Source organism: Ruegeria sp. AK11 (assembly GCF_056541095.1).
Genome location: NZ_JBQFXU010000001.1, coordinates 121,894 through 138,992 on the forward strand (window position 1 = coordinate 121,894; position 17,099 = coordinate 138,992).

At 58.7% G+C, this 17,099-nt stretch carries 19 protein-coding genes; 10 read left to right on the forward strand and 9 right to left on the reverse strand.

The window, feature by feature from the left end; genetic code table 11:
* The first annotated feature begins 51 nt into the window (after positions 1-51).
* From ACR0D9_RS00635 to ACR0D9_RS00655, 5 genes are read left to right on the forward strand one after another with little or no spacing between them, the layout of a single operon-like run.
* Positions 52-654: a VOC family protein gene (locus ACR0D9_RS00635; RefSeq protein ID WP_480486359.1), complete on the forward strand. Its 603-nt coding sequence runs from the start codon at positions 52-54 to the stop codon at positions 652-654.
* Positions 651-1,139 (forward strand): N-acetyltransferase family protein, encoded by a 489-nt coding sequence (locus ACR0D9_RS00640; protein ID WP_480537394.1) that lies wholly within the window; start codon positions 651-653, stop codon positions 1,137-1,139. Before ACR0D9_RS00635 ends, ACR0D9_RS00640 begins: the two co-directional genes overlap by 4 nt.
* Before the next feature lie 45 nt (positions 1,140-1,184).
* Entirely contained in the window at positions 1,185-1,865 is a 681-nt protein-coding gene (locus ACR0D9_RS00645; protein WP_267365678.1) for a molecular chaperone DjiA, read from the forward strand.
* A gap of 4 nt (positions 1,866-1,869) precedes the next feature.
* On the forward strand, positions 1,870-2,871 hold the full coding sequence (locus ACR0D9_RS00650; protein ID WP_480482343.1) for an endonuclease/exonuclease/phosphatase family protein: 1,002 nt from the start codon (positions 1,870-1,872) through the stop codon (positions 2,869-2,871).
* Positions 2,872-2,908: 37 nt separating this feature from the next.
* The gene (locus ACR0D9_RS00655) at positions 2,909-3,283 is read left to right on the forward strand and encodes a hypothetical protein (RefSeq protein WP_480481945.1); all 375 of its coding nucleotides are present in this window, start codon (positions 2,909-2,911) and stop codon (positions 3,281-3,283) included.
* 12 nt (positions 3,284-3,295) lie between these two features.
* Here the strand turns inward: ACR0D9_RS00655 and ACR0D9_RS00660 are convergent, their stop codons facing one another.
* The 5 genes from ACR0D9_RS00660 to ACR0D9_RS00680 form a co-directional block, all read right to left on the reverse strand.
* Positions 3,296-4,840 (reverse strand): Ppx/GppA family phosphatase, encoded by a 1,545-nt coding sequence (locus ACR0D9_RS00660; RefSeq protein WP_480537395.1) that lies wholly within the window; start codon positions 4,838-4,840, stop codon positions 3,296-3,298.
* A gap of 49 nt (positions 4,841-4,889) precedes the next feature.
* Positions 4,890-5,579 carry an HdaA/DnaA family protein gene (locus tag ACR0D9_RS00665; RefSeq protein ID WP_480481942.1) on the reverse strand — a complete coding sequence of 230 codons (690 nt, stop codon included), beginning with the start codon at positions 5,577-5,579 and terminating at the stop codon, positions 4,890-4,892.
* The gene (locus tag ACR0D9_RS00670) at positions 5,580-6,653 is read right to left on the reverse strand and encodes an AI-2E family transporter (RefSeq protein WP_480481940.1); all 1,074 of its coding nucleotides are present in this window, start codon (positions 6,651-6,653) and stop codon (positions 5,580-5,582) included.
* Between the two features lie 89 nt (positions 6,654-6,742).
* Complete coding sequence (locus tag ACR0D9_RS00675; RefSeq protein WP_480537396.1) at positions 6,743-7,717, reverse strand: isopenicillin N synthase family dioxygenase; 975 nt, start codon at positions 7,715-7,717, stop codon at positions 6,743-6,745.
* On the reverse strand, positions 7,717-9,081 hold the full coding sequence (locus ACR0D9_RS00680) for an FAD-dependent oxidoreductase (RefSeq protein WP_480486350.1): 1,365 nt from the start codon (positions 9,079-9,081) through the stop codon (positions 7,717-7,719). The genes ACR0D9_RS00675 and ACR0D9_RS00680 overlap by 1 nt, the downstream gene beginning before the upstream one ends.
* Before the next feature lie 169 nt (positions 9,082-9,250).
* Here ACR0D9_RS00680 and proS point away from each other — a divergent pair, with 169 nt between their 5' ends.
* Positions 9,251-10,591 (forward strand): proline--tRNA ligase, encoded by a 1,341-nt coding sequence (proS, locus tag ACR0D9_RS00685; RefSeq protein WP_480537397.1) that lies wholly within the window; start codon positions 9,251-9,253, stop codon positions 10,589-10,591.
* A gap of 128 nt (positions 10,592-10,719) precedes the next feature.
* Here the strand turns inward: proS and ACR0D9_RS00690 are convergent, their stop codons facing one another.
* The gene (locus tag ACR0D9_RS00690; RefSeq protein ID WP_480475861.1) at positions 10,720-11,079 is read right to left on the reverse strand and encodes a hypothetical protein; all 360 of its coding nucleotides are present in this window, start codon (positions 11,077-11,079) and stop codon (positions 10,720-10,722) included.
* 355 nt (positions 11,080-11,434) lie between these two features.
* Between ACR0D9_RS00690 and ACR0D9_RS00695 the strand changes: the two genes are divergently transcribed.
* Both ACR0D9_RS00695 and ACR0D9_RS00700 read left to right on the forward strand, forming a co-directional pair.
* Entirely contained in the window at positions 11,435-12,730 is a 1,296-nt protein-coding gene (locus ACR0D9_RS00695; protein ID WP_480481931.1) for a lipoprotein-releasing ABC transporter permease subunit, read from the forward strand.
* Entirely contained in the window at positions 12,723-13,409 is a 687-nt protein-coding gene (locus tag ACR0D9_RS00700; RefSeq protein WP_480481929.1) for an ABC transporter ATP-binding protein, read from the forward strand. Before ACR0D9_RS00695 ends, ACR0D9_RS00700 begins: the two co-directional genes overlap by 8 nt.
* Here the strand turns inward: ACR0D9_RS00700 and ACR0D9_RS00705 are convergent.
* Positions 13,393-13,830 (reverse strand): DMT family transporter, encoded by a 438-nt coding sequence (locus tag ACR0D9_RS00705; protein ID WP_480537398.1) that lies wholly within the window; start codon positions 13,828-13,830, stop codon positions 13,393-13,395. The genes ACR0D9_RS00700 and ACR0D9_RS00705 overlap by 17 nt on opposite strands.
* A 97-nt stretch (positions 13,831-13,927) precedes the next feature.
* On the opposite strand from ACR0D9_RS00705, the gene ACR0D9_RS00710 reads away from it, so the two are divergent.
* Positions 13,928-14,341 (forward strand): c-type cytochrome, encoded by a 414-nt coding sequence (locus tag ACR0D9_RS00710; protein WP_267366018.1) that lies wholly within the window; start codon positions 13,928-13,930, stop codon positions 14,339-14,341.
* On the opposite strand, the gene ACR0D9_RS00715 is transcribed toward ACR0D9_RS00710, so the two are convergent.
* Positions 14,338-15,024 (reverse strand): hypothetical protein, encoded by a 687-nt coding sequence (locus ACR0D9_RS00715; RefSeq protein ID WP_480537399.1) that lies wholly within the window; start codon positions 15,022-15,024, stop codon positions 14,338-14,340. The genes ACR0D9_RS00710 and ACR0D9_RS00715 overlap by 4 nt on opposite strands.
* Before the next feature lie 42 nt (positions 15,025-15,066).
* Positions 15,067-15,729 (reverse strand): DNA-3-methyladenine glycosylase I, encoded by a 663-nt coding sequence (locus ACR0D9_RS00720; protein ID WP_209597830.1) that lies wholly within the window; start codon positions 15,727-15,729, stop codon positions 15,067-15,069.
* Between the two features lie 418 nt (positions 15,730-16,147).
* Here ACR0D9_RS00720 and ACR0D9_RS00725 point away from each other — a divergent pair, with 418 nt between their 5' ends.
* Positions 16,148-17,098, forward strand: coding sequence for an ABC transporter substrate-binding protein (locus ACR0D9_RS00725; RefSeq protein ID WP_209504562.1), 951 nt, complete (start codon positions 16,148-16,150; stop codon positions 17,096-17,098).
* Position 17,099: the final 1 nt, after the last annotated feature.

The following is a 17,099-nucleotide window of genomic DNA, read 5'->3' on the forward strand; positions in this document are numbered from 1 at the left end:
AACATGCGACCGGATCCCTTTGGGTCCGGTCGTTTTCGCAGGAGGGTGCGCATGTTACTCGATCATCTGGCCGTCGCGGGCGAAACGCTTGAAGAAGCGTCTGCACACATTGAACAGGCGCTTGGTGTTGCACTGCAACCCGGTGGGAAACACGAAAAATTCGGGACACATAACAGGCTGCTGGGGCTCAGGGACGGGCTCTATCTGGAAGCGATTGCCATCGATCCGCAGGCGCAGCCTCCGGGTAGGCCGCGATGGTTCGATCTGGACAATTTTCAGGGCGGCCCGCGTTTGACGAACTGGATATGCCGGGTCGAGGATATCGAGGCCACACTGTCGATCTTTCCCGATAGCACCGGAGAGCCCATCGACCTGACCCGCGGCGCGTTGCAATGGCGCATGGCGGTTCCGCCAACGGGGCGTTTGCCGTTCGACAATCTGTTTCCCGCCCTTATCGAATGGCAGGGCGACCTGCACCCGGCAAACATGTTGCAGGACAGCGCGTGCCGGTTGCGGCGTCTGGTTGTCTACCACCCCGACGCCCTGACACTGGCCCGTCAACTGGGTGAACTGGATCATGTGGTGTTCGATACCGGCCCCGCCGCTTTGCAGGCAGAGATCGAGACACCTCATGGACTTCGGGTGCTGGAATGAACATACGCCCGGCCACAGCGTCAGATGCACCAGCCATTGCCCGGATCACCAATGCGATCATCCGGGACACTTTGGTCACTTTCACGACGGACGAACGCAGCGCCGCCCAGATTGCCGAAGATATCAAGGCACGCGCGCCCGGTTATCTGGTTGCCGCGCACGACAGCCACGTTATCGGCTTTGCCACATATGGCCCTTTCCGCACCGGGCCCGGTTATGCGCAAACCTGCGAACATACGATCCAGCTGTCACCGGATGCGTGGGGCAAAGGGCTGGGACGTGCGTTGATGTCAGAACTGGAGGAAATCGCGCAAGCCCAAGGCGTTCATGTTCTGGTCGCGGGCATATCCTCGGCCAATCCGGGGGCTGAGGCGTTTCATGCCGCACTTGGCTATTCGAAAGTCGGGGTGATGCCCGAAGTCGGCTTTAAGTTCGGCCAGCGGCTGGACCTTGTGCTGATGCAGAAAATTCTTGGTGCTGAATGACCTGTTGCACCTGACAGTCCCGAATTGTGACGCTAGGGTGCGGTCATGTCGATCTGGACTCGCATATCCGATGCGCTCAGCGCGCTTGCCCAGGGCGAAAGCCTGACCGCAGTTTTTGAAAAACTACGCTCGCCACCGGAACGGTCCGTGGCCTTTACGATTGCGGTCATCGCACTGGGTGCCAAAATGGCCAAGGCAGACGGTCAGGTGACCCGTGATGAGGTCACCGCCTTTCGCGACGTGTTTCAGATCGCGCGCGAAGATGAGGAAGGTGCAGCCCGCGTCTTCAACATGGCCCGTACGGACGTGGCGGGATATCAGGACTACGCCCGCAAAATTGCCCGCATGTTTTCCGAAGACAGCACAACCCTGTGTGACCTGATGGAAGGTCTTTTTCACATCGCGATGGCGGATGGTTTCTATCATCCGAACGAAAACGCGTTTCTCGAAGATGTCAGCCAGATTTTCGGGCAAACCGACGCGCAGTTCAAAGCACTGCGGGCGCGCTTTGTTCCGGATGCGCCAAACGATCCTTACACGGTTCTGGGCGTTCCACATGACATGCCGCTGCCCGACATTCGCAATGTCTGGCGGCAGCTGGTTCGGGAAACGCACCCCGACGCCATGATGGCCCGGGGTGTCCCCGAAGAGGCGATCCGGCTGGCCGAGAAAAAGATGATCGACATCAATCGCGCCTGGGATGAAATCAACGGCGCGCGGGCCTGATCAGATGCGGCTGGCGACCTATAATATCGAATGGTTCGCCAATCTGTTTGACCAGAAAGACAGGCTGATCGTCGATGACAGCTGGTCCGGCAGGCACGACGTCACCAAAGCGCAGCAGATCGAAGCGATTGCCAAGGTTCTGACTGCCATTGACGCTGATGCGATTGTAATCGTCGAGGCGCCCAACACGGGCAGACGCCAGAACACGGTTCGGGCCCTGCAAGCCTTTGCCGAAGCGTTCGACTTGCGCACGTCTGATGCGGTGATGGGCTATGCAAACGACACACATCAGGAACTGGCATTGCTCTATGACAGAACGGTGCTGAGTGTTCGCCATGACCCCAAGGGAGATATCGCAGATACTGCGGCCCCCCGGTTCGATGGCGTGTTTAAAATCGACCTCGACATTGATGCGACCGAGGATGTCGTGCGGTTCTCCAAACCGCCGATGGAACTGGCGGTGACGACGCAAGCGGGGCACAAAATTCGCCTGATCGGGGCACATCTGAAATCCAAGGCGCCGCACGGTGCCGAATCGCGGGACGAGGCGATCCGGATCTCGATTGCCAATCGCCGCAAGCAGCTGGCGCAAGCGATCTGGCTTGCACGGCGGGTCGAATGGCATGTCGCGCAAAAACAGCCCGTCATTTTGCTGGGCGATCTGAACGATGGCCCCGGGCTGGATGAGTTTGAGCACCTCTTTGGCCGCTCGTCGGTCGAGGTGTTGCTGCAAGCCGGATTGTTCGACCCGAACGCCGTCACAGCCTACAGGTTTCGGCCCGGACCGGTGCCTGCTACTGCGCGCTTTGCCCGCCCGGAAGAAGGTAAATTTCTGGACGCATTACTGGATTACATAATGATTACAACGGACCTGCAAGCATATCGCCCGTCCTGGCGTATCTGGCACCCGTTTCAGGATGCCGCCTGTTGGGCTGAACCGGAATTGCGGCAGGCGCTTTTGACGGCCTCCGATCATTTTCCGGTCACGCTTGATATTGAACTGTGACCTTTCCAGCCTGCCACACGGGCCTTATATGTCAGGTATGAAACGCATCTTGCTGATCAGTACGATCTCAGTGTTCCTTGCCGCGCCTGCAATGGCGCAGGAAGACAATGAAAAATCCCTGATGGAACAGGGGGCCGAACTGTTTTTCGAAGGTCTGCGCAAGGAAATGGAACCGGCATTGGAAAACTTGCTGGGTCTGGCAGAAGAGTTTGGCCCGGCGATGCAGTCATTCTTGCAGCAGATGGGCCCGGCGCTTGCTGAACTGGCGGCTGAGGTCAAGGACTGGAGCGTTTATGAACCACCCGAGATCCTGCCCAATGGCGATATCATTATCCGCAGAAAACCGACCCAAGAGCCATCTGAGCCTGAAAAGCGGGATATCGAGGTGCCCGAAGGACCTACAGATATCTGACCCGCTCAAGAGTCAGCCTTTGACAATCACGCGAGTCTGAGATTTCAGCGCTGCTGCCAAGGCGCTTAACCGGGCTTCTGCCACTTCGCTGAACAGGGGGGCTGCGGCCTCGGGCAGATACAGTTCCAGCTCTCGCTTTTTGGGGAAAAACTTGAGCTGCCCCATATTGGCATCGTTGTGCATCCACAGCATCGCGCCAAACCGCATGGCCTTGCCCAAAATCTCGGCCTGTTTCTGGCTTTTTTCATCCAGCAATTCGTAAAGCCGAGAGAACCGATTGCCTTCCCGTTTGTTGCGATAGCGGTGTTGCAGTGCCAATCCGATGAAGACACGCTCGGAATGCTTCAAACCACCCAGATTGGCGCGCGTGACGTTGTCGAAACACACCTCGGCCCGATAGTCGGGATGCGCGCGCCAGCTTACATCGTGCAGCAGGCAGGCCGCCTTGATCAGGCGCACTCTGCTGGGCGGTGCCGATCTGAACAGCGGGATGACAAAATCATAGAGATTGCTGCCAAATCCGGGCAGGCGCGCGTCCTTGGCTTCCGAGAACCGGCTGGCTTCGATCAGCGGGTCGCGATCGCGCACTTCCTGCGGCATCTGCTCATATAGCAACCCCTCGCGAATCCCATAGCTTGAGATGGCGATATCTTTGGGTTTGAACGTGCGGATCAGCCGCGCCAGAACGTCCATCGCATACGGGATAAGCGCCATGCGCGAGCTCGACACGCCCGCCTGAGCACGCAGCTTTTCACCATCGTGTTTTTCGATGTATTTGATCGTCTCGCGCACCTGTTTGGTGGTCATGCGGTATTCATGCAGAACGTTCAGCGGATAGCCCCGCCGCAGCATGTCCAGCCGCGCAAAGGCGCGCCAGCTGCCGCCGACCAGAAACAAACGGTCTCGCTGCTGGCCCATCTGATTGCGCAGATCCTCCATCGTTTCCTTGATATGCGCTTTTCGCGCGCGCCGCCCGCCTTTGATGTCGCGCAGTTTCAGCGGCCCAAGCGGCGAGGTTACGCGACGGCCGACCTGACCACCGCCGATTTCGGCCAATTCCATCGACGATCCGCCAATATCGCAGATCAGCCCATAAGCTCCGGGCCATCCCAACAGGACACCCTGCGCCGACAGGCGGGCTTCTTCGTCACCGTCAATGATAGACACCTGCAAACCGGTTTCAGCCTGCACCTGATCGCAAAACTCGGGCCCATCCGAGGCTTCGCGCACAGCAGCGGTGGCGACAACATGCAAACCGGGCAAATCCAGATCCATTGCCAGGTGCTGGAACCGTCGTAGTGCCGACAAGGCGCGTTCGCGGCCACGCGGGTTCAGTCGCCCGGTTTCGGACAGGCCCGCCCCCAGTTCGCACATGACCTTTTCATTGTAGAAATAGGCCGGTGATCGGGCCGCCCCGTCGAAAATGACCATCCGGACCGAGTTCGACCCGACATCGACAACCCCGACGCGCGACAGCGCCCGTGCGTCCGGTTTGTCAAACAGGGGCTTTCCGAACGTTCCCCAGTCCGGGATATCGGTTTTGACGGTCTGATCCATGTGTGTTCCAGATAGTTCTGCCTGAGGATGCGAAATTGACGTCAGCGGGTCAATCATTGGTCTCGACCTCATCCGGGGCCGTGTTCAGTACGCGAATGGCAAGCGCGCGTGTAATGTCGCGTTTTTCAGCCAGGGCCAGTTGGTCCAGTTGGGATACAACGTCGGCTGCGCTTTCAAACCGCCGGTCCATATGCTTGACAAGATAGGCGATGACATCGGGGCCGGGGTTGAGCTGCCTGTCAACAAACAACTTGGCAAGAACCGCGCCCAGCAATGCGTCGTCGGGCGGGTCCAGAGCGACGTGATGCGCGCCTTCGACCCGGCTTTGCAGATCGGCCAGCGGCAACGCCCAGAATTTGGGCGCAAGACGGCCGGTCATCAGCAGGGGGTGCCCTTCGGCCAGAACAAGATTGTGCAGGTGGAACAGCGTTTTTTGCTGCTCGAGATCACCGGCAATCAAAGGCACGTCTTCGACCGCAATCGGCATACGCGCCAGGTCTGGCACATCGTCATATCGCAGGTCGCTGGCCTGAAGGATACGCCCGCCGGTTTCAGCGGCCCAGACATGGGCCAGATGGGTTTTGCCCGCACCGGCAGGTCCGCTCAGCACCAGTTTGTTGCCAGGCCAGGACGTGGCCGAGATCATTGCCACCGCCAGCGCATTTGCCGGTGACACAAAGAAATCCTCTCGCCCGAGCGCAGTTTTGGCGGGCAGATCAAAGCTGAGTTGTCGGGCCATTTACTCGGTTTCCTGATCCAGACCTTCAAGACCAGTGTACAATCTGCTGTCGAGGTATAGCGATGTGGCAAAGCGGGCCAGCACGCCCAATGCTGCGGCGACCGGGACAGCGATTAGCATGCCGACGAAGCCGAACAGCGCGCCAAAGACCGACAGGGCCAGCAGGAGCCAAACCGGGTGCAGCCCGACAGAGCTGCCGACCAGCTTGGGTGTCAGGAAATTGCCCTCGGTGACCTGCCCAATGGCAAAGATACCCGCGATAAGCCCGATATGAGCCCAGTCGCCCCAGAACTGAAACAGCGCAAGCCCAATGGCCAGCGAGCCTCCGATAAGGGCGCCCAGATAGGGTATGAACGTGACCAAGCCCGCGATAAAGCCCACAATCAGACCAAATTGCAGACCAGCAAGCATTAGTGCAACCGCGTAATAGGTGCCAAGGATCAAGCAGACCGTTCCCATGCCGCGCACGAACGAGGCCAGAACCGCGTCGATCTCACCCGCCAGCCGCCTGATGATGGGGGCGTGGTCACGTGGCAGCAGCTCTCCGATGCGGGCGGTCATGCGATCCCAGTCCAACAGCAAGTAGACGGCCACAACCGGCACAATGACCAACAGAACAACGATGTTGATCGCGGAACCCAGCGAGGACAGCACCGTCTGCATAACGTCCCCGGTCTTGGATTTCAGCGTTTCGCCAAAGGACACCAGCATCGCGTGCGTGCTCGATTCCCGGTCAAGCAAGGACGGGAACTGTTTTTCTATGAAACTGCGCAACTGTTTGAACAGATCAGGCAGTACATCGACAAGATCCAACAACTGGGTGATCAGCGCAGGGACCACCATCAGAATTGCCAGTACAAACCCCAGAACACCGACGACCGTGATGACCGCCGTAGCGGCCATACGCGACAGGCCCAGCCGCTCCAGCCGGTCAGCGACCGGATCCAGAAAATAGGCAATGGCCCCACCGATGACAAAAGGCAACAAGACATCGCCAAGGGCCCACAGGATCAACGCGAAAACCGCAGCGGCGATGCTCCAGTATCTCAGCTGATCCTTAACCGGCAAAGCCATGGCGATCCCCTTGTTCAGGCCCTTGCAGGTGTTCTTGGCGCATCAAAGCCCATGATGCAAGCGGTTCATGGCGCTTGCGTTTACAGGGGTCAGCCGCGCAACGTTCCCAATTCCGGGGTGTCTTCGGTGGCGGTTTCGTCGGGCCAGTTGGTGCGCCAAATCTCGGCCGACCAGTGACCGCAATGAACCGCCGGACGGTCAAAGCCGGGCAGGGGCGGCAGCAAAGGCGCGACGACGACGTCGTGACGGGGCACCGCGAAATAGGGAAAAGAATACCGTTCCTGACCCGATCGGTTCACAACCCGATGCGGCGTGGATTTCAACCGCCCGCCCGACCACAGCTCCAGCATGTCACCGATATTCACCACGAAACCACTGGGCGGGCAATCGGGCGTGATCCAGCCGCCGTTGCGGGTCTGCACCTCAAGCCCGCCCACCGGATCGGGGGCAATGATGGTCAAGGCGTCGGTATCCTTGTGCGGATGGATGCCATAGCCTGCCTCATCTTCGGCCTGAGGCGGGTAATGCAACAGGGTCATGTTGGTCATCGGGTCCCGGAATGCACCGCGCAGCGAGTCGGCTTTCAAATCCAACCCTGCTTCTAACGCGCCCAGCAACAGATCGGTGACGCGATCCAGTTGCCGCCAGTAACCCAGAATGACCTCTTTCGCACCGGGTACACCGTCGGGCCAGAGGTTTGGCCCGTATAACGCGCAATCCTCACGCACCGGGTCGTCTGCTGCGACCTCGTGATGCAGTTTGTACCCCTCGTACTTGTCAGCCTTGCCCGAGCCATCATTGGGTGTGAAAAACCCCATGGGTATATAGCCGCGATAGTTGGCGCGGGTGATGGCCTGATCCCATTTTTGCGCGTCATCGACGGCAAAAATCTCTCGGGTGATCTGGCGTACCTGATCCACGGTCTGCCGGGATACGCCTGTCCCGGTGATCGACAAAAAGCCGATCCCCTGACAGGCCGCAAGGATGTCTCGGACCGTCGCGTCATAGGCTGCGGTTCCCGGGGCAGTCAAAGGCGCGATATCAATCGTTGGGATACTGTCCATCAGTGAATCCTCACCCCCTGGCGTTGCAATTCAGCGCGAACCGGTGCCAGATTCAGCTGGTCCAGCTCCTGATTGCTTTTCAGTGAGACCGCAGCGGCGATGCCCGCGCCCTGACCTAAGACCGCGCAACAAGCCATGTTTCGGGTTGCGGCATGTGCCACCCGGTCCGCGCCATGCGACCGTCCTGCAACCAGCAGGCCTTTGATGCCCTTGGGCAGCATCGAGCGATAAGGGATTTGCATGTACCGCCCCGTAGTTGGCAGGATCAGGATGCCATAGCCGTCGATGAACTCGGGATAGATGCCGATCGTATCCTCGAACCGGCCCTGATGGCGGGCATCGTTTTCGGTCATGTTGTAGACCGCGTCGATCTTGCGGGTGTCGCGGATGCCGATGGTCATACCGAAATTCCGCAAACGTGCGTTTTCGCAACCGGGCATGAACCGTCGCAGCGCCTCGATGGCCAGCATGGTCTGGCGGCGACCTTCAATCTCGCCGCGCGTCAGGCTGTCGGGATCGGTGCCGTCAACCTCGGCCAGATGGATGAGGTTCATGTATGTCAGCTCGCCCGTGTCATGCATCGCGCCCCAAGTGCCGGCGATGGTGTTCAGATGCGGCGGGATCAGCCCCTGATCGATTGCTTGCTGGAACGGTTTGTGCACGAAGGGTGAGAACATGTCGTCCTCTTTACCCGAGGTCTCAATGTTCCACTCTCCGCCACCGCCCCAGTCCTTGTAGGTCTGCGGGTCAGCTTTCACACCTTCCATGAAGGCGCGTTTATCTACGCCCGCCAGATGGAACATGACCGAAGCCGCCATCATGTCCTCGCGCGGAGTTTTGTGGGTCGGCGCGCCCGAACGATGGGCCACATCCGCGTCGCCGGTGGCATCGATGACGACCTTGGCCAATATCGCTTCGCGCCCGGCTTTGGATTCTGTGATGACGCCGGTGATCCGGTCGCCTTCCAGGATCGGGGCCACGAAATGCCGATGCAACATCGGATGCACACCCGCTTCTTCGACCAGCTTGTCGGCGACCAGTTTGAAGCCTTCGCTGTCCAGCTCATAGCTCAGCGACTGGCTTTCCGGAACGGCGGCCCCCATCTCCTTGGCGCGGGTCTCGAATTCCATCCCGATGCCACCTGCCTCGACGGTTTGCTCGTGCCGGTACCAGGCAAATCCTTCGACGCCGACGGCAGTGATGTTGCCACCCATGCAGCCAAACCGATCAATCAAAGATACCTCGGCCCCCGCACGTGCCGCTGCAAGCGCCGCTGCCAACCCGGCAGGGCCAGAGCCCACGACCAGGACATCGGTTTGATGAATGACGGGGATTTGGCGTGCGGGTTCCTGAATGGTTTGCATCAGCGCCTCATGGAATTTGCGTTTCCGCTACCATTGGGTTTCCCGATTGGCGGGTCAATCAAAAAACCGACTGCCGCAAGGTCGGAAAAACACCAATGCGCGATTGCCCCCGGCGGGGCTTTGGCATAATCACCTGTCCAGTCGAATTCTTACCTTTGAAGGTCCGTCCATGCGCCTGAGCCGTTACTTTCTGCCCGTTCTCAAGGAAACCCCGTCCGAGGCTCAGATTGTCAGCCACCGGCTGATGCTGCGTGCAGGGATGATCAAGCAGGCCTCTGCCGGGATTTATTCCTGGTTGCCGCTGGGCTTCAAAGTGCTGCGCAAGCTGGAAAACATCGTCCACGAGGAACAGGCGCGGGCCGGTCACATCGCGATCCAGATGCCCATCATCCAGTCGGCGGATCTGTGGCGTGAATCCGGGCGATATGACGATTACGGTCAGGAGATGCTGCGGATGAAGGACCGGCATGACCGGGACATGCTGTTCACGCCCACGGCCGAAGAACTGGTGACCGATATCTTCCGCGGCCACGTGAACAGCTACAAAGACCTGCCGCTGACGCTCTACCAGATCCAGTGGAAGTTTCGCGATGAAATCCGCCCGCGTTTCGGCGTGATGCGGGGCCGTGAATTCTACATGAAGGACGGATACAATTTCGACCTGACCAAGGAAGATGCGCTGCACGCCTATAACCGCCATCTGGTCAGCTATCTGCGCACTTATGAACGGATGGGACTTCAGGCGATTCCGATGCGCGCCGATTCCGGCCCCATCGGTGGCGATGACACGCATGAGTTCCTGGTTCTGGCCGATACCGGCGAATCCGAAGTTTTCTATGACAGTGCTGTCACTGATCTGACCTTTGGCGACCGTGACATCGATTATGACAACCGCGAACAGTGTCAGGCCATTCTGGAAGAGTTCACTTCGAAATACGCGCGTACTGATGAAACCCATGATGAAGCGCTGTTCAATCAGATCCCCGAAGAACGCCGCCGCGTGGCGCGCGGCATCGAGGTGGGCCAAATCTTCTACTTTGGCACCAAATACTCCGATCCCTTGGGCGCGACTGTCCAAGGCCCGGATGGCAAACCGGTTCCGGTTCACATGGGCAGCCATGGTATCGGTGTCAGTCGCCTTGTAGGAGCAATCATCGAGGCCAGCCATGACGACAAGGGCATCATCTGGCCCGAGGGCGTGACCCCATTCCATTGCGGTATCGTCAACCTCAAGCAGGGCGATGAAGAAGCCGATGCAGCCTGTGACAAGATCTACACGGCGCTGACGGCTTTGGGTCTGGAGCCGCTCTATGACGACCGCAACGAACGCGCGGGCGGCAAATTCGCCACTATGGACCTGATCGGTCTGCCCTGGCGCATCACGGTTGGCCCGCGTGGTCTGAAGAATGGTGTGGTTGAACTGACCTGCCGCCGCACTGGCGAAAGCGAGGAACTAAGCCCCGAAGCGGCCGTCACCAAAGTTGCTGAGATTTACCAGCAGATCGCCTGAGCGACCATCAGTTGCTGCATTAAGCGGGCGTTGAAACACGCCCCGTGATCCGGAAGGGGTGCCGGAGGCTCAGACCTGGCGGCCCTTCCCAAGCTACCTGAAGGCCGACCGCGTCAGTCGGTCGGTTCTCAGTTTTGATCCGACGTCGGGCGTTCGGCCAGGACGTCTCCGTTGGCTCCGTCACCTGTGGCCACAACAATCGGGCGGCCAAGGCGGCTGATCAGTTCGCGAAACTCAATATCCAGAAAGCGCAATCCGCAAATCCGCGCATCGGTTGCCCGATCCGTGATACACAACCGGCCTTGCCGGAAAACCAGACGATATCCTTTGTCTTTCAGGATGTCTGCCAAATTGCCCCAGCTTGCCGCGGTGACAAAGATTGGCCGAATGGCCGCGCGCAGCAAGGCTGCGGTTTCACAATCTAATTCTGTTGAAGCCTGACGGGTCGAAATTGCACCCGCACCATTGGTTGAAATTTGTAAATTCATTGAGCGACCCCCGCTCTTTAAATGTGTTCCCCCATGGTCAGGGTGGCAAAGTTTCTGAAAATAATCAAAAAGAGTAATAAAATTTCGCACTTATTGTTGCCTTTACGATTCAGTGGCTCACGATGCGCGATGATTAACGTCATACCTGAAACAATCACCTTCTGTCTGTGATGCGCTTCACAACTCATGGTGTAGCGCCCGAATTGAAAGACACCTGTTTTGCACGTGTATTTTGGTCATGTCCTGAAACGATTCGGCTCTTTCAGGCTGAGGAACGAGTTCAGAGTGACAACCGGCTTGACCATTGGGCGAAATGCCGAAAGGGTCGCCGCAAACAAGAAAACCCGGAGCAGGCATGGCCAAGACACCCCCGCCCTTTGCCCCTTTTGAATGGAAAATCGCCTGGCGATATCTGCGCGCGCGCAGGGCCGAAGGCGGTGTCAGCGTGATGACATGGATCTCTTTGATCGGGATCACGCTTGCCGTGTTTGCGCTGATTGCAACGCTGGCTGTCCGTTCAGGTTTTCGCTCTGAATTCGTCGGCACCATTCTGGGCGCCAATGCGCATGTGACGGTCTATTCCTCGGGTGAATTTGACGCGCAGGGCCGGGTGGATCGAACAATTGCCGACTACAAGGAACGCACCGACCGCATAGCGCAGGTGCCCGGAGTTGAGCGTGCCGCACCGCTGGTGAAGGGGCAGGTGCTGATCACCAACCGCGACAGCAGCAGCGGGGTCGAGGTGTTTGGCATCCGACCCGACGATCTGCTCGACCTGCCGGGTATCGCGCAGGCGGAACAGGCGGCGGGGGACCTGTCGGACTTCCAGACGGGTGAGGATGTCATCGCCATTGGATCGGGTGTGGCCCGCAGCATCGGGGCCACTGTCGGGGATGTGGTCAAACTGACCTCGCCCAACGGGGTCAAAACCGCCTTTGGCACGTCGCCGCGCGTGAATGCCTATCGCGTTGTCTATGTGTTTTCGGCCGGTCGCTATGACATCGACCGCACCCGCGTCTACATGCCGTTTTCGCAGGCGCAGGGCTTTTTCAACCGTGAAGGTGTGGCGGATGAGATAGAAGTGATGGTGGACAAGCCCGAAGATCTTGGCCCGATCCTGATTCCCATTCTTGAGGCGTCGGGCGAGCGCAGCCAGATCTGGACATGGCAGGACGCATCCGGCGGCTTTCTACGCGCGCTCGAGGTTGAGGATAATGTGATGTTCATCATCCTGTCGATCCTCGTTCTGATTGCTGCGATGAACATCGTTTCGGGCCTGATTATGCTGGTAAAGAACAAGGGGCGCGATATCGGAATCCTGCGCACGATCGGCCTGAGCGAGGGATCGGTTCTGCGCGTCTTTTTCATCTGCGGTGCGTTCACCGGCCTGATTGGCACTGCAATGGGGGTCATCCTGGGATGCCTCTTTGCGATCTACATTGATCCGATTTTCTCATTCGTAAACTACGTGATGGGCGGTGGCGTGTGGGATCCGTCGATCCGTGGCATCTACGCCCTGCCGGCCGAACTGCATCTGAGCGATGTGCTCAAGGCGACGGGCCTGTCGCTTGGCCTGTCTTTCATCGTCACCTATTTCCCCGCCCGCCGCGCGGCGCGGCTGAACCCGGTCGAGGCGCTGCGCTATGAATGATGTCACTTTGCGACTGAACGGTCTGACCAAGACCTACCTCAAAGGCACACCGGGCGAGGTGCAGGTTCTGCGCGGGGTCGACCTCGAACTGCGCGCGGGTGAGGCCGTGGCCATGGTTGCGCCGTCAGGGGCGGGTAAATCGACGCTTCTGCACATCGCCGGTCTGCTGGATAGGCCTGACAACGGAACCGTGGAAATCGGGGGGCAGAATGTGAACGGCAAGGGCGACCGAACCAGAACGGCGTTGCGTCGGCAGGATATCGGTTTCGTATATCAGTTCCATCACCTGCTGCCCGAGTTTACGGCGCTGGAAAACATCACATTGCCGCAACTGGCCAATGGCGCGTCCGAAAAAGCTGCTCAGGCACGGGCATTGGATCTGCTGGACCGTGTGGGCGTCGCCCCGCGCGCCAGCCACCGTCCTGCGGCGCTGTCGGGCGGTGAACAACAACGCGTGGCTTTTTGTCGGGCGCTTGCCAACGCGCCACGTGTTTTGTTGGCGGACGAACCGACAGGCAATCTGGACCCTGAAACTTCGGATCAGGTGTTCGATGCGCTGATGAAACTTGTGAGGGACGACGGTTTGTCGGCGTTGATCGCGACCCACAACCTCGAACTGGCGGCGCGCATGGATCGCATGGTCCGGCTTGAGGGTGGCGTGCTCAGGCCAGTTGAGTGATCGCGACACCGATGGCCATGACGGCGATACCACCCGCCCGCATCAGGGTGAGGGGTGCCACCTGCGCGCCGAACAGGCCGAAGTGATCGATAGCCGCTGCACTGATCAATTGCCCCAACAGGACAAAGAACACGGCGTTTCCCACACCGAAATGCGGGGCGACATGGGTGATCGACAACACATAGAATGCAATCAGGATGCCAGCGAACAACAGGTGTTTTGGGGCCTGCGCAACCTTGGACAAGGCTGCAAAACCGGGAAACAACAGCATGGTCAGCGCCGAGGCGGCCAGGGCAATTGCAAACAGCACCACGGCTGCCGTTGTCGGTGATCCGATGACCTTGCCAAGGGCCGCGTTAAGAGCGGCCAGTATCGGAATTCCAAATCCGGCGGCCAGCATGATGGCTGCGTATTGTGTCATTGCCCGAACCCTCTGCACCTGTTTCGTTGATCTGGATCATTGCGCCCATATGCCTGTCGGGCAACCCTGCAAATGTCAATTGTGACAGGAGGATACGATGTTCAAGGCAACGATCGGTATGCTGGTTCTCGGGGTCTCGGCTGCTGCCGCACAAGCTGCTTGGGCGCAGGATGCCGCGACCGGAGAGGAACTCTATTTGCATTACTGCGCGACCTGTCACGGGATTGACGCAACCGGGCAGGGGCCGATGGCCAGTGTGCTGGTTGTTCAGCCGTCCGATCTGACCGCATTGTCCAGCGAAAGCGGGGTGTTCCCGACCGCCCGCGTTGTCGCCCGCATCGACGGCAGGGATCCGCTGGTCAGCCATGGCAGCCCGATGCCGGTCTATGGCCCTTATTTCGACGGGCAGGACACATCCATGAAAACACCGGAAGGTCAGCCGATCCTGACCAGCCAGCCAATAGTTGATTTGGTGGCATATCTGGAAACCCTGCAGCGCGCCCGGAACTAACTGCAAATTCCGTCGATCCTGGCTTCGCTCCACGGGATCAGGACCGGGCGCTCGCGCCCCTGTTCCGGCAAGGGTGACAGATCAAAATGGGCACCCAGCATGTCATGAAGTCTTTTGGTGCGCTTTGCCTGAGGGGCCAGCGCGCGACAGCACACGTATTCCTCGACAATCGCGCCCTGCTGTTCGAACCCGTAGGTCAGAAAATCGGGAGAGGTTTCGAGGTCGAACAGATATGGATCCCTCCGGCCCCCATGTTCCGCTGCAGCGCGCAGGGGGTGGTAACCGGTGGTCCGGCGATTCTGCCATTGCCAGACATGCGTCAGCTCGTGGGCCAAAAGCATCGCGGCCAGCAGGTTCATCTGATCCGGAAAGTCGGACATATAGTCCTCCAGATACCAGTCGCGGGTAAAATAAACTTTGTTGAACAGGGCCACGGCGGCAGGTTTGCCCGTCACCGGCCCGGGGTCCACCGGGGGCAGAATGCGCTCGCGGCAGGCCAGTCGCGGGCGTTCTTCGCGGAAATACGTCACGTTGGTAACCGGGGCACCTTCGACCAGACGGATGTGATCCAGATTCAGGGTTCCCCCCTGAATGGTCTCCGCAAAATCGCGCTCCTGCTCGGTCAACTCACGACCGCAGGCGGCCAGCAACAAAAGAGAAGCAAAGAATACACGCAGAACCATAAGTTGAATCTTATTCCGCTGCGGGTATTCCGCAAACCGTTTTCACAGACTCATGGCCAGAACCCGGCTGATTTCCGTTAGTGATCGCCCGGACTGACCCATCCATGTATTAAAGGCGTTCTGAACCGCCTCCATCGCTTTCTTCGAGGTGGCAGGCTTGTCGATCACACCTTCGGCAATCAGGCGGGCGGTGACATCCTGGGACAGAATGAAGCTGTCCCGCCCGGCAAACCGCATCGCGTACTGTGCCGAAGCGCCGCCCAGTCGGGCCCCGCGTTTGGCCAACATGGCCAGAAGATTGACGTAGTCATCAGATGGCCAGCCGCCCAGCACTTTACCCACGCCGCCTTCCTCGCGCAGCTCAAGCAGGAACGCAGCGTTATCCCGTACAGCCGCGATCTTGGTTCCATTCCTGACGATGCGCGTATCCTGCAACAGGGTGTCAAACTTCTCATCATCCATGAACGCGCATCGCCCCACGTCGAACCTGTCAAAGGCTGTTTCGAACCCGTCCCATTTGTTTTCGATGACTTTCCAGTTGAAACCGGCCTGAAAGATGCATTTCGTGATGACCGACAGCCAGCGGTCCTCAGGCATCGCTGCCAGTTCCGCGGGGGTTTTCGGTTTGCTCAGTTTTGCGTCCAGTGCTTCTGGACCGCCGTGGCGCACGGCTGCGATTTCAAAGATTTCGTCAAACGTTCGCATCTGTCTAACCTTGATGTTGCCCGACTATAAATGTTTATCTTTTGTTCTTGTTTGGCAATGAAAAATCTGACCGTGTCCAGATTTGAGGCAGCCCAACGAATAACTGGATTCGCAGAAAAATGCGGATTTTCGAAAGAAGTTCTCGACAAAAGGTGGCAAAATGTTTTCTGATTGACTCGTCAGTCAATGTCCCGTCTTAGCGAAATGAAACAAGGGCTAGCCGGGTTGGATGCGTAAAGGGAGCCGGGAGGGGGGAACAATCTGGCAGAAAGATCTTTTCCACAATTTGGAAACGGATCACTGTTCTTTTCCAGCCAAATTTGTGCATGCTGCGGCATGGCATTGTCATCAGACAGAAAGACCGGCGGGAAAATCCTTGCCGGGATGGGCAAAACAAATATGACAGGGAGTTAAGTCCATGAAAAAACTAAGTGTAAGCCTAATGGCTCTGAGCGTTGCAGGCGCAGCGCAGGCGGCGGATATGGGTGCCGTGGATGAACCGATCAAATTGGCGATCAACGAATGGACCGGCCAGCATGTCACCACGCATGTGGCGGGTGAGATGCTCAAGGCTGCCGGGTACAACGTCGAATATGTGACCGCGGGCATGATGAACCAGTTCCAGGCGCTGGCCGATGGCGACATCGACGCGACACTGGAAATCTGGTCTTCCAACGTTTCCGATGAATACGCCAAGAAAATCGGTGAAGGCACTGTGGTTGAAATCGGTGATCTGGGTCTGGATGCCAAGGAAGGCATCGCGTACCCGGCGCATGTGGCCGATCTGTGCCCGGGCCTGCCCGCATGGGAAGCGCTGAAAGATTGCGCTCAGGTCTTTGCGACGGCGGAAACTCTGCCCGGTGGTCGTCTTGTCGATTACCCGGCCGACTGGGGAACTCCGGGCGCGGATCGCATGACCGGTTTGGAATTGCCGTTCAAAGCCGTACCAGCAGGGTCCGAAGGGGCGCTGATCGCGGAATTGCGCGCTTCGACCGAACGCAAATCGCCACTGCTGATCACCTTCTGGCAGCCGCATTGGGCGATGTCGGCCTATGACGTTCAGTTCGTCGAACTGCCCGCCGGTGAAGAGGCGTGCTTCAGTGATCCGGCCTGGGGCCCGAACCCGAATGCTGTCAATGACTGCGACTTCTCGCCCTCGCGCATCTTCAAGGCCGGCTGGAGCGGTATGGAGGAGAAATGGCCAGCAGCCTTTGAAATCCTGACCAACTATCAGCTGGCGGTTGAAGACCAGCAGCCGATGATGGGCGCGATCGACGTTGACGGTGGAAAGGTCGAAGAAGTTGTCGCCGCATGGATGGCCGAAAACGAAGGCAAGTGGCGTCCGGTTGTTGACGCGGCAACCCAGTGAG